We start from the raw sequence: 11908 nt of genomic DNA on the forward strand, positions 1-11908 counted from the left end.
GGGGTGTGCCGGCACAACCGCACCGAGGATCCATGGCGCGCGCCGCGGCCCACTGAGCCGTACGACGTCCCGTACGTACGGCCCGGACGTCCCCCAGGGGCCGAACGGCACGGCAGCCATGGATCCACCGCACCGCAGACCCGGTCACGGGAGCCGCTGACCGAGCGGGGCGGAGAGTACGCACGGGCGCTCTCCGCCCCGCTCGGCGTGCCCCGGCCGGGGCCGACACCCGCCACCCGTACCGGAAGTGGCGTGTACCCGTCGTATATCCACCGTTTCCCAGCGGTAGGGAGCACCTTGGTGGCAGTCTGCTCATCAGCAGACACGCAAAGTGGCTAGTACGAGGCATACAGCCGGAGGTGCACGTCCCGTGGCGTCCAATGTCAATCCCACCGTCAGGCGGCGCCGGCTGGGCCAGGAGCTGCGCAGGCTCCGTGAGCTCAAGGGCATGACGGCCGAGGAGGTGGCCGAGCGACTGCTGGTGTCGCAGTCGAAGATCAGCCGCCTGGAGAACGGACGGCGCAGCATCAGCCAGCGCGATGTGCGCGACCTGTGCGGGGTGTACGAGGTCGAGGACCAGCGGATCGTCGAGTCGCTGATGCAGATGGCCAAGGACTCCCGCCAGCAGGGCTGGTGGCACGCCTTCGGCGACATCCCGTACAGCGTCTACATCGGTCTGGAGACGGACGCGGAGTCGCTGCGCGTCTACGAACCCCAGATCATCACCGGCCTGTTGCAGACCCGGGCGTACGCGGAGGCGATCGTCCAGGGCGGTTCGCCGGAGTCGACCGAGCAGGAGAACGACCGGCGGGTCGAGGTGCGGCTGCGCCGGCAGGGCCGGATCACCGCCGACGGCGAACCGCTGCGGCTGTGGGTGGTCCTGGACGAGGCGTCGCTGCACCGGATCGTCGGCAGCCGCCAGGTGATGCGGGAACAGCTCGAGCACGTCATGGAGTTGAGCCGGCTGCCGCACATCACCGTGCAGGTGCTGCCGTTCGAGGTCGGCGCGCACGCCGGCATCAACGGCCAGTACTCGATCCTGGAGTTCGCCGACGCGGCGGACTCGAGCGTGGTGTACATCGAGGGCGTCACCAGCGACCTGTACCTGGAGAAGCCGCACGACGTACAGAAGTACACGGTGATGTACGAGCACCTGCGGGCCCAGTCGCTGAACGTGGAACAGTCCCGTCAGCTGGTGGAACGCCTCGCGAAGGACTACGCGCGCTGAGCCACCCTCAGGCGTGGGGCGGAACCATACATCGCCGACAGGCCTGACTGGAACTCCCGTGTGGAATATGCCACCCGGACGAGTGAACGACCGCTCCGACAGAAGATGTTGGCGAGTAGCGTCGATCACGCCAACCACAGTTGAGGGTTGGCGCAATCCGTTCTGCGGGTCCCTGCCGGAACGCGCAGGCCGGTGACAGCAACTCGGCATCTGGCTACGGAGCGAACATGGCAATTCGTCTGGGCGCCACGGAAACGTGGACGACGTCCTCCTACACCAACAACAACGGCGCGTGCGTGATGGTCAGGTCGACCACCCGGTCGGCGCTGGAACTCGGGGACACCAAGATCCCCGAGGGCCCGAAGCTGGCGTTCCCCGCGGACGCGTGGAACGCCTTCGTGGCCACGGTCAAGGGCTGACGGCGCGGACGCCCGCCACCGGCTCCACCCGAGCCCTCTCGACCAGTTCGCCGTCCTCGCCGAGAGGGCTCGACCGGTGCCCCCCGGGCCGGCCCACAGAGGGCTGCCGAGGGGTCCATCGGCCGGTCGAGCACCTCCGGCTTCCGGAAGCGTTACCGGGACGCCACGGGGAAGGCCACATCACACACCGGCTCCTGCGGCCCCGCGGCCCCCAGTCCGCGAAGCACACCCGCTCACCCCGGCCCCAGGGGCAAGGTCGACGGTCAGCCGATCGCCTTCTCCACCGCCGCCACGACCTGCTCCGACTCCGGCTCCGTCTGCGGCGAGAATCGGGCGAGGACCTCGCCGTCCCGCCCGATCAGGAACTTCTCGAAGTTCCAGCGGACGTCCCCGCTGTGCCCCTCGTCGTCACAGGCCCCGGCCAGCCGCTCGTACAGCGCGTGCCGTCCCTCCCCGTTGACCTCGACCTTCTCGGTCATCGGGAAGGTCACCCCGTACGTCGCCGAACAGAACTCGGCGATCTCCTCCGAGCTTCCCGGCTCCTGGCCGAGGAACTGGTTGCAGGGCACGCCCAGCACGGTGAAGCCCCGCTCCGCGTACCGCTCGTGCAGCCGCTCCAGGCCCGCGTACTGCGGGGTCAGCCCGCACTTGGAAGCCACGTTCACGACGAGCACCACCCGGCCCGCGTACTGGGCGAGGTCCGCCGGACCACCGGCGAGCGCGCCGATCTCGACATCGAGGGGAGAGGTGCCGTTGTTCTCTGCAGTCGTCATGAGCCGACCCTAACGGCGCGGCCCGGCATTCCCGTGTCCGGCCTCGGCGAGAACCTCCCCGGCCGCCGTCCGCACGTACAGCACCGACCGGCCCGTACGGCCCGCCCGCTCCACCAGCCCCGCCTCCAGCAGCAGCCGCAGATGCCGTCCCACCGAGCCCAGCCCCTGCCCGGTCACCGCCACCAGCTGGCTGGTGCTCATCGGCGACCCCAGCAGCATCAGCACCCGGGCCCGCGCCCCTCCGAGCAGCGCGCCCAGTCCCGTCGGCACGCTCTCCCGGCTCCGGTCACCGGCCAGCGCCCCCGCGCACGGGTAGACGAGCGCGTACCGCCGCGTCCCCTCCCACGCCACCCAGCCCACCCGCTGCGACGTCACCGGCACGAACAGCAGCTCCGCCCCCGGGATCTCCCGCGGGGGCAGCTCGTGCGCGTTGGCCTGCAGCCGGTTGCCGCCCAGCCAGCGCGTCCCCGGCCGCAGCGCGTCCAGCACCGCCGCCCACCCGTCCCGCCCCACCTGCGCAGTCCGGGCCACCACGTCGGCCTCGAGGATCCGCCGGCGCCGCGCCCAGTACGGACGCACGGCGTCCTGCCACACGTGGGTGAGGAGACCGGCGGCGCGCTCCGCGAGATCGTCGCGGTCCAGGAGGGCGGGCAGCGGGCCGCCCAGCGCGACCCGCAGCTGGCCGCGGGCGGCGGGCGGGACCGTACGCACCCGTTCGACCTCCTCCTCGAAGCTCTCACCGCCCCGCGGGGCGACGGTCAGGAAGTCCGCGACCCACACCGTGCCGAGCGCGGACGGCACGAGCAGCGCGGTCACCGGGTCGGCGGCCAACCGGGCCCGGTAGGCGGGCAGATGGGTCCCCAGCCACTCCCGCTCGCCCGGATGCGCGGCCCGCGCCACGTGCAGCAGCCGCAGCGCCGCGAGAGTCTCCGAGAGCGGCGAGAGCGCGAACCGGCTCGCGGCGAGCGTGTCCGCGCTGATCTGCCACCAGCCCACGGCCGTTCACCTCCCGCCCTCGGTGGTTTCGCCCCGGCGCGAAACATTGACCACCGCACCGGCGCCCTCCACAGACTCCGCGCATGCGCAGCTACCGGGACCTCTTCCGCACACCGGAGTTCACTCCGCTCTTCCTCGCCGCCTCCGCCCAGACCCTGGCCCGCACGACGAGCGGCCTGGCCCTGGCCACGCTCGTCCACCGGGAGACCGCCTCACCGCTGCTGACCGCACTGAGCATGTTCGGTCCGTCCCTGGCCCACGTCCTCGGCGCGACGCTCTTCATGTCCGCCGCCGACCGCCTCCCGCCGCGGGCCACCAGCGTGGGCACGGCACTGGCCTTCACGGCGACCACGGCCCTGCTGGCCGTGCCCAACCTCCCGCTCACGGCGGTCTTCGCCGTCCTCCTCGTCCAGGGGCTGGTCGCGTCGGTGAGCGGGGGAGTCGGCTGGGGCCTGCTGAACGAGATCCTCCCCAAGGACGGCTACCTGCTCGGCCGTTCCGTCTTCAACATGATGCACGGCCTCACCCAGGTCACCGGCTACGCGACGGGCGGCATCCTGCTCGCCCTCCTCTCCCCGCGCCTGTCGCTGCTCCTCGCGGCGGCCCTGTACGGCACGGCCGCGCTCGTCGCCCGCCTCGGCCTGACCCGCCGCCCCCCGCGCGCAACGGGCCGGCCCTCCGTTCGGGCCACCCGGCACGCCAACGCCCGGCTCTGGTCGTCCCCGGCCCGCCGCCACGTGTACCTCGGCCTGTGGATCCCCAACGGCCTGATCGTCGGCTGCGAATCCCTCTACGTCTCCCACGCCCCCCACTCCGCGGGCGTCCTCCTCGCCTGCGCGGCCGCGGGCATGCTGGCCGGCGACGTGGCGGTCGGCCGCCTGATCCCGGCGGACCGCCGCCGGCGCCTGACCACCCCGCTCCTGCTGCTCCTCGCCATGCCCTACCTCCCCCTCGTCCTCCACCCGTCCCTCGCCGTGACCGCCGTCCTGGTCACCGTGGCCTCCATCGGCTTCGGGGCGAGCCTGGTCCAGCAGGAGCGGCTGATGGCCGTCACCCCGCCGGACCTCTCCGGGCACGCCCTCGGCCTGCACTCCTCCGGCATGCTCACGATGCAGGGCGTGAACGCGGCCCTCGCGGGCGGCCTCGCCCAGCTCACCTCACCCGCGGCCGCGATGACGACCCTGGCGGCGGCGTCATCCGTCGTGACCCTGTTTCTGGCGGCCCGGACACCCGCCACCGCGGCACGCGACGCCTCCTTACCGGAGTGATGGGGGACGCCGACGGGCCACGCGAGCCGCCGACAGAGAACCGGTCACCTGTACGGAGGTAAATCTGTTGCCGTCGCTGTAGACATTCGCGAGGCGGGGAGGTACTGTCTCTGTTGTAGCCAAGAAGTCTCGAAGGCGGGGCAGACACGAACTGCCCGCAGGTAAGGACGACGTTGTGGCCGGTGGCGGCCTCCGGGCATCCACCGGGACGCAGAACCCGCGCATCAACCGGTGCGCACGAAGAAGGAGAGAAGGAGGCGGACGCCATCAGGATCGCCCGGGCGAGAACGGTCCGCCCGGGTACCGCAGGCCCCGGAACGGAAGGTGGTCCCACGGTCACGCATCCGCGATCCCCGCACACCCCGCCCCATGCCAGGGGCTGGTGCGGACACGGAAGGCCGGCAGTGCAGTAGCCGGCAGATGGTGTTACAAATCCCTCGGGGCCTTGGTGCCGTACGGCACCAAGGCCCCTCGACGCATTACCCGACAGAGGTGCAGATGACCGCAGACACACCGTTCGACCGACTCGACGACGACGACTACCCCGCCTACACCATGGGACGAGCAGCGGAGATGCTCGGTACCACGCCCGCGTTCCTGCGGGCACTCGGTGAAGCCCGGCTGATCACGCCACTGCGGTCCGAGGGCGGCCACCGCCGCTACTCCCGCTATCAGCTGCGGATCGCCTCCCGGGCCCGGGAGATGGTCGACCAGGGGACCGCCATCGAGGCGGCCTGCCGCATCATCATTCTGGAGGACCAGCTCGAAGAAGCCCGGCGCATCAACGACGAACTGCGCCGCAGTGAACTCGGCTCCGGCCACAGGGCGGGCGCCTGACCCGAATCTTCGCAGTGGACGCCGGTCCCCGCGCCGAGCGGGCGGCGGACCGGGCCGGGCGGTTCAGTCCGGCCCGGCGGCGGGGCGGTGCGGTCCGGCCCGACGGCGTGTGCGGCCGGCCTGTTCCGACGCCACTTCCGGCCCGCTTCCGACGCCGCTGTTGGCCCGCTTCCGGCCCGCTTCCGGCCCGAAGGGGGACTCGCGCGTCGTCCCGGGCGGGCCGGCGCATAGAATTCGGCCTCATGGTGAAGCCTGACGAGCTGATCGTCGAGATCGCTGCCCTGGTGGAGTCCGGGCAGAGCAGCCAGATGTCCCTGACCGTGGTCACCGGTGGTGCTGTCATCACCGGCCGCCTCGCCCCCGAAGCCGTATGGCGCCAACGAGTGGCGGAAGTGCTGACGGGCTCGGCGAAGCTGAGCCGGTTCTCCGCCGTCTTCGACGCCCGCGGGAAGCGGGAGGGGCCACCCACCCATCTCCACTTCCACGTCGCCCGCATCCTGCAGGGCACGGTGGGCATCCCGGAGACGGGCGGGATGTACCGCGTCGCGATCGAGGACGTCAGCGCCTGGACCGTGGGGGACTTCAGTTACTCCGACCACTGACGGCTGCGCGCCCGCCGCCTCGCGTCGTCGTCGGCGACGCCGGCGATGTCGCGCAGCCGTACCCGGTCCGTGTAGGCGGAACCGTCCCGTACGGCGGTGAGCCCGTCCCGTGTGACCACGTCGGTGCACCGTCCGTCCTCGTCACAGACGGCGAGATGGCCGGTGCGCGCGGCGGCCATGAAAGACAACGCCACCTCGACGGTCATGTCGTCCCACACCCGGGGCCAGGCGGCGGCAGGACGAAGTGCGGAGGTGTCCGCCGGACGGGAATACGCCTGAACCAGGGACAAGAAGTGCCTCCCGAGAGATGGGTCAGCCTCCCGGTCATGCGGGCGCACGCCGGAACCGGCAGAAGCGGGTCGGCGCGGAAATGCCGCATCAGGAAACTTGGGGAATGGACGGAACGGCCGGACGGACGCGAAAGGAACATCCGCCCGGAAAGAACAGATCGCAATAGGCAAAGCGGAAAACGGCAGCAGCTGGGGCCCGCACCCCGAAGGGTGCGGGCCCCAGCTACGTGGTGCGCGTCAGATCAGGCGGGAACGATGTTCTCGGCCGTCGGGCCCTTCTGGCCCTGCGCGATGTCGAAGGACACCTTCTGGCCCTCGAGCAGCTCGCGGAAACCCTGGGCGGCGATGTTCGAGTAGTGGGCGAACACGTCAGCGCCGCCACCGTCCTGCTCGATGAAGCCGAAGCCCTTTTCCGCGTTGAACCACTTCACGGTTCCAGTAGCCATGTCATATCTCCTTCGGGGCTGTGCGTCGGTATCCGCCCTGTGCGGACACCGTGTCGCCGTGATGATCACCCCGCCGGAAAAACCGGTAGTGCGCAAACGCCCTCTCCGAAAAGGATTCCGGATGAGAGCGCTTGAAGTTTCGGGAACCACAACTGCAACTGCGATCGACAGTAGCACGCCGAGACGCTCTGCGTATTTCGCGCGATTTCGCTCCGTTCGCCGCCGTAGCGAATCTGCGGACACCTCACGTAAAACTCTGACCTCGCGGATACAGATAAAACATCGGGCGCCGGGTAAAAATCGGAGCCGTGCTGCCGAGTCCCTCACGCACGTGCCGCAGCCCGGAGGCTCCCGCACGGTGGCTCCCGCAGGGCGTCACCCCTGGTGGTGCGACCCGCCCGGCACGGCACACCCCTGAAGGCGGAGATCCGGATACACCTCCCGGACGATGTGCTCGCCGCTCCGGTAGGGAAGTCTGCACGGCAGTACCGGCGACCGCGAGGAAGGCAGCATGGAACCCACCAAGGAACCCGACTGGACCGTCGTGGGAATCCTGGGATCCGCGAGAGGCGCGGCGGGCGCGTCCAGAGGGGAAGCCATCGGCACCGACCATCTGCTGGCCGGCATCACCGCGTCCAAGGGGGCCGCGTGCCAGGCGCTCGCGGACGCCGGGGCGACCAGGACCGCCGTGGCGGCGCTGCTGCGGGACGCCGGGGAACGGGGCGTCACACGGGAGGGCGCCGACGACGCCGACGCGACCGTCGCGTCCACGGACATCCTGGGAGACGACGGAAGCCGTCACACCCGCTTCACGGGCGCCGCGGCCAGGGCGCTGACCTCGGCGATGGAACGGGCGCGACGCGAGGACGCGAAGAAGTTCGGCGCGGTGCACCTGCTGCGGGCACTGCTGGAGGAGGGCCCGGGGGACGGGACGGGGGAGCGGAACCGCGCGGTGGCCCTGCTGGCCGCCGGCGGCGTCTCACCCAACACCGTACTGACCCTCCTCGACGGTGACACCCCGCACCCGGAGAACGACCTCGCCCCCCTGCTGCACCCCACCCGCGACGTTCTCCTCGGCCGCAGCCACTACCGGCACAAAGCCCTCTGGAAGCGGTGGCTGCTCAAGCATGTAGGCGTCAACTGGGCCTCCAGGCCCGCCTGGTGGGTCAGAATGGAGACCCACGAGCAGGCCCGCCGTCTCGGCCACGACGCGGCGGGCACCGAGCACATCCTGCTGGCGGTCCTGGCCACGCACGAGGTCGTGCTCCGGTACCCGCACATGAGGGACGAGAGCGCCCCCACGCCCGACACCCGCTACGCGGGCGCCGAACGGCTGGCCCGCATGGGCCTCGACCACGCCACCGTCCACAGCGCGCTGACCACCGGCCGTGACCCCCTGACGGCCGACGCACGCCCCGCCGAGCAGTACCTGGACGAGGCCGCGTCCCCGGGCAAGCCACCCACGGACGCCCCGCCCGACGCCCCGACGACCGACCCGGGCACGGCCCCCCTCGTCGACCTCCTCCTGAACGAGGACACCCGCGCCCGGCAACTGATCGAGGCACTCGCCACCACCGCGGGTACCTGAGAGCCCCACCCGGTGTCCGGCCGTCCGGCCGCACACCGGGTCCGGCCGTGTCTCCTGTTGGGGCGCCGGGCGCCGGGCGCCGGACGCCTGGTACGCGACCACCGCCGTCGGCCCCGGCGGCACCTGACCCGCCTCTTGCGCTGCCCACGCCGCCCGCATAAGTTACTGACGGGTAGACCATTCGCCGAAGGAGCAGCCATGCCGTCGCTCGACCGACATGAGAACGTCTTCGTTCTGGACCTGGGGGACGGCGAGAACCGCTTCCACCCGGACTGGCTCACCGGCGTCGGCGCCGCACTCGACGAGGTGGAGAAGGCGGAGGGCCCCCGCGCCCTGGTCACCGCAGCCACGGGCAAGTTCTACTCGAACGGGCTCGACCTGGAGTGGCTGTTCGCCCACGCCGACGCATATCACGGCTATGTCGCCTCCGTGCACGAGCTCTTCGCGCGGATGCTGTCCCTGCCGCTCGTCACGGTGGCCGCGCTGCAGGGCCACACCTTCGCCGCGGGCGCGATGTTCTCCCTCGCCCACGACTTCCGCGTCATGCGTGCCGACCGCGGCTACTGGTGCCTGCCCGAAGCGGACATCAACATCCCCTTCACCCCCGGCATGTCCGCCCTCATCCAGTCCCGGCTCGCCCCGCAGCCCGCGCACGAGGCCATGACGACCGCCCGCCGCTACGGCGGCACCGACGCCGTCGCCGCCGGCATCGTCGACCGGGCGGTCCCCGAGGACGCCGTGCGCTCCACCGCCATCGAGATCGCCCAGGCCCAGGTGAACAAGGCCGGCGACACCCTCGGCACCATCAAGGCCCGCATGTACGCCCCGACCCTGACCACCCTCCGCGACACCACCAGCCCCCTCGGCTGACCGGGACCGCACCCGTACGACGAAGCGGGGCCCGGACGGCTGCCCGTAGGGCTGGCTGCCCGCGCGGAAAACGAGGGGCGGACCACGTCGGCCTCTGCTACCTTTGCGGAGGCCGTGCGAGAGACCAGGAGGTGGTACCCGTGAACGCAACGACGTGGGTGCTCCCCTCCGGGGTCACGGTCGGGCGATAGGTCGTCCGGGAGTGCCACTACAGCGCACTCCCGAAAGGCACGACCATGGCCCTTCACCTCACTTCCGAACGCCGCCTCGACGACGGTGTCCTCGAACGCGCATTCACCCTCGGCGAGATCCCCGGCATCCTCTGGACGCCCGCGTCCGCGCCGGCACACGCGTCCGCACCGACGCCCCTGATCCTGCTCGGCCACCCCCCGCTCGGACTGCAGGCGATGTACCCCCGACTGGTGGCGCGGGCCCGGCGCGCCGTGGCGGACGGCTTCGCCGCGGCCACCATCGAGCTCCCCGGGAGCGGTGACCGGCCCCGTCGGGCCGACGCCGACCGGGCCCGCGCCGACCTGCGCCGGGCCATGGAAGCCGGCGAGCCGGTCGGCGACGAGATCGTCGACGCCCTCATCCTCCCGCTCGTCGACAGGGCGGTCCCGGAATGGCAGGCCGCCGTCGACGCGCTCCTGCCGCTGCCCGGACTCGGCGGCCCGGTCGGGTACTCGGGCGGAGTGATCTCCATCGGCGTCCGCCTCGCGGTGGTCGAGCCGCGCATCGTGGCCGCCGGCCTCTTCGCCGGGAGCTTTGTGCCACGCGCCATGTTCGACGAGGCCCGCCGGGTCACCATTCCGCTGCACGTCCTGCTTCAGTGGGACGACGAGGGCAACGACCGGCAGGCGGCCCTGGCCCTGTTCGACGCCTTCGGCTCCAAGGAGAAGACCCTGCACGCCAACATGGGCGGGCACACCGGCGTCCCGCGGTTCGCGGGAGGCGGCGTGGCCGACTTCTTCACCCGGCACCTGAAGTGACACCGCACCGCTCGCGGGTGGGGCTGGGTCCGTGCTTCGACAGAGCTCGAACCTCCGTCCCCTGACCGGTTGCGGCGTCACGACTTTTCTCGTCACTCCCCAGCGCGGCCGATGAGTTTGCGGCTCCCGGCCGGTCCACGCTTGTGACACCCCAGGAAAGGACTTCCCAATCATGAGGTCAAGCCGCCGCCGTGACGGGAGGTGAACCTTGGTAGCACTGTCCGTCACGGATCATCGCCCACAGGACATTGAGGCGTCGGCGGGCGAGGGCCAGCAGAGCCTGCTTGTGTCCTTTCCCCTCGCTCCTCTTGCGCTGGTAGTACGCCTTCGAGGCGGGACAGGTGGTAGTGCTGACCATCGCCGACAGGTACATGCTCCGCAGCAGTCCACGGTGGTAACGCCTGGGTCTGCGCAGGTTGCCGCTGACGCGGCCGGAGTCGCGTGGCCTGGGCGCCAGGCCGGCGAAGCCGGCCAGCCGATCGGCGCTGCCGAAGGCGTCCATGTCACCGCCGGTCGCGGCGATGAACTCGGCACCGAGCTTGGGGCCCATGCCGGGCAGACTGCGGATCACCTCAGCGTGCGGATGCTCGCGAAACTTGGCCTCGATCAGGGCGTCGAGCTCGGCGATCTCCTCATCGAGGGACATCACCCCCTTCGCGAGGCGGACCACCATGGCGGCGGCCAGCGTCTCGCCAGGCAGGGCCGTCAGCTGCGCCTGGGCAGCCTCCACAGCCGTTTTCGCAAGTGCGGCGGCGCCGCGGACCTTGCGGTTCTTCAGCCAGGTCTCGATCCGCTTCGCGCCGGCGCGGCGGATCGCGGCCGGGGTCTGGTAGCCGGTCAGCAACATCACCGGCCCTTTGTTGGTCAGCTCAAGCGAGCGTTCCAACGCGGGGAAGATCTCCAGCAGTTGAGCGCGGAGACGGTTGATCTGCCGGGTGCGGTCGAAGACCACGTCCAGGCGCCGGGTAGTGAGCGTGCGCAGGTCAATGGCGATCTCGTCGCCGGGCCTCAGCAGGCCGAGATCACGTCGGACGCGGGCCTGGTCGGCGATGACGAAGGCGTCCTTCGCGTCAGTCTTGCCCTCGCCTTTGTAGGTGGCCGATGCTCGGTGGACCGCGAGGCCGGTGAGGTAGGCCATCGGCTGGCCGTGGCTGAGCAGCAGGCCGATCAGCAGGGCGGCCCCGCCGTGGTTGAGGTCGACGGCCCACAGCACGTCGGTGGATATCTCCAGGACGTCGCCGATGAGCTGAAGCAGCTCGGTCTCGTCGTTCAGGACCCGGCGGGACAGCAGCCGCTCGCCGTCCGCGTTGATCACCACGCAGTGGTGATGCGTCTTGCCGATGTCCACTCCGGCCCAGATCTCGGGCACGTTCCCTCCGCCAGCTCGTCGTCACATCGATCCCGCAGACGACCTCGCCGACGTTGTCCTACAGCAGCGATCGAGTCGCGTCTCCCAATTGGCGGTCGAGTCGTCGCGGGGCTCCGGGCGGCCAAGTCCTTTGAGCCATCCAAACGGCGCCCACCATGCAGCCATACCCAGAACCCCTGGGCCCTCCGATCCTACGAATGACCGGATCAGACCCACGTCTTGAAAGGTAGGAC

General features: G+C 70.9%; 13 protein-coding genes. 8 read left to right on the forward strand and 5 right to left on the reverse strand.

Going from position 1 to position 11908, the window contains the following annotated elements:
- Positions 1–370: 370 nt before the first annotated feature.
- Both B9S61_RS22925 and B9S61_RS22930 read left to right on the forward strand, forming a co-directional pair.
- A complete protein-coding gene (locus B9S61_RS22925) occupies positions 371–1228 on the forward strand; it encodes a helix-turn-helix transcriptional regulator (protein ID WP_103543957.1) in 858 nt (285 codons plus the stop codon).
- A gap of 227 nt (positions 1229–1455) precedes the next feature.
- Entirely contained in the window at positions 1456–1647 is a 192-nt protein-coding gene (locus tag B9S61_RS22930; protein WP_103543958.1) for a DUF397 domain-containing protein, read from the forward strand.
- Between the two features lie 263 nt (positions 1648–1910).
- Here B9S61_RS22930 and B9S61_RS22935 read toward each other — a convergent pair whose 3' ends face one another.
- The gene (locus B9S61_RS22935; protein ID WP_103543959.1) at positions 1911–2420 is read right to left on the reverse strand and encodes a glutathione peroxidase; all 510 of its coding nucleotides are present in this window, start codon (positions 2418–2420) and stop codon (positions 1911–1913) included.
- A 9-nt stretch (positions 2421–2429) separates the two neighbouring features.
- Complete coding sequence (locus tag B9S61_RS22940) at positions 2430–3416, reverse strand: winged helix-turn-helix domain-containing protein (RefSeq protein ID WP_103543960.1); 987 nt, start codon at positions 3414–3416, stop codon at positions 2430–2432.
- Between the two features lie 83 nt (positions 3417–3499).
- On the opposite strand from B9S61_RS22940, the gene B9S61_RS22945 reads away from it, so the two are divergent.
- From B9S61_RS22945 to B9S61_RS22955, 3 genes are all read left to right on the forward strand, one after another.
- Positions 3500–4684 (forward strand): MFS transporter, encoded by a 1185-nt coding sequence (locus B9S61_RS22945; protein WP_103543961.1) that lies wholly within the window; start codon positions 3500–3502, stop codon positions 4682–4684.
- Between the two features lie 498 nt (positions 4685–5182).
- Entirely contained in the window at positions 5183–5521 is a 339-nt protein-coding gene (locus B9S61_RS22950; RefSeq protein WP_103543962.1) for a MerR family transcriptional regulator, read from the forward strand.
- Between the two features lie 242 nt (positions 5522–5763).
- Complete coding sequence (locus B9S61_RS22955) at positions 5764–6123, forward strand: hypothetical protein (RefSeq protein WP_103543963.1); 360 nt, start codon at positions 5764–5766, stop codon at positions 6121–6123.
- Here B9S61_RS22955 and B9S61_RS22960 read toward each other — a convergent pair.
- Positions 6108–6329, reverse strand: a complete 222-nt coding sequence (locus B9S61_RS22960) for a CBS domain-containing protein (protein ID WP_258039803.1) — start codon at positions 6327–6329, stop codon at positions 6108–6110. The genes B9S61_RS22955 and B9S61_RS22960 overlap by 16 nt on opposite strands.
- A gap of 326 nt (positions 6330–6655) precedes the next feature.
- Positions 6656–6859: a cold-shock protein gene (locus B9S61_RS22965; protein WP_004986771.1), complete on the reverse strand. Its 204-nt coding sequence runs from the start codon at positions 6857–6859 to the stop codon at positions 6656–6658.
- 511 nt (positions 6860–7370) lie between these two features.
- On the opposite strand from B9S61_RS22965, the gene B9S61_RS22970 reads away from it, so the two are divergent.
- The 3 genes from B9S61_RS22970 (at position 7371) to B9S61_RS22980 (ending at position 10306) form a co-directional block, all read left to right on the forward strand.
- Positions 7371–8447: a Clp protease N-terminal domain-containing protein gene (locus B9S61_RS22970; protein WP_103543965.1), complete on the forward strand. Its 1077-nt coding sequence runs from the start codon at positions 7371–7373 to the stop codon at positions 8445–8447.
- A gap of 198 nt (positions 8448–8645) precedes the next feature.
- Entirely contained in the window at positions 8646–9317 is a 672-nt protein-coding gene (locus B9S61_RS22975; protein WP_103543966.1) for an enoyl-CoA hydratase-related protein, read from the forward strand.
- A 236-nt stretch (positions 9318–9553) separates the two neighbouring features.
- The gene (locus tag B9S61_RS22980; RefSeq protein WP_103543967.1) at positions 9554–10306 is read left to right on the forward strand and encodes an alpha/beta hydrolase; all 753 of its coding nucleotides are present in this window, start codon (positions 9554–9556) and stop codon (positions 10304–10306) included.
- 178 nt (positions 10307–10484) lie between these two features.
- Here B9S61_RS22980 and B9S61_RS22985 read toward each other — a convergent pair whose 3' ends face one another.
- Positions 10485–11675, reverse strand: coding sequence for an IS110 family transposase (locus B9S61_RS22985; RefSeq protein ID WP_103543576.1), 1191 nt, complete (start codon positions 11673–11675; stop codon positions 10485–10487).
- Between the last annotated feature and the right edge of the window lie 233 nt (positions 11676–11908).

Source organism: Streptomyces sp. SM1 (assembly GCF_002910825.1).
Lineage (GTDB): Bacteria > Actinomycetota > Actinomycetes > Streptomycetales > Streptomycetaceae > Streptomyces > Streptomyces okerensis.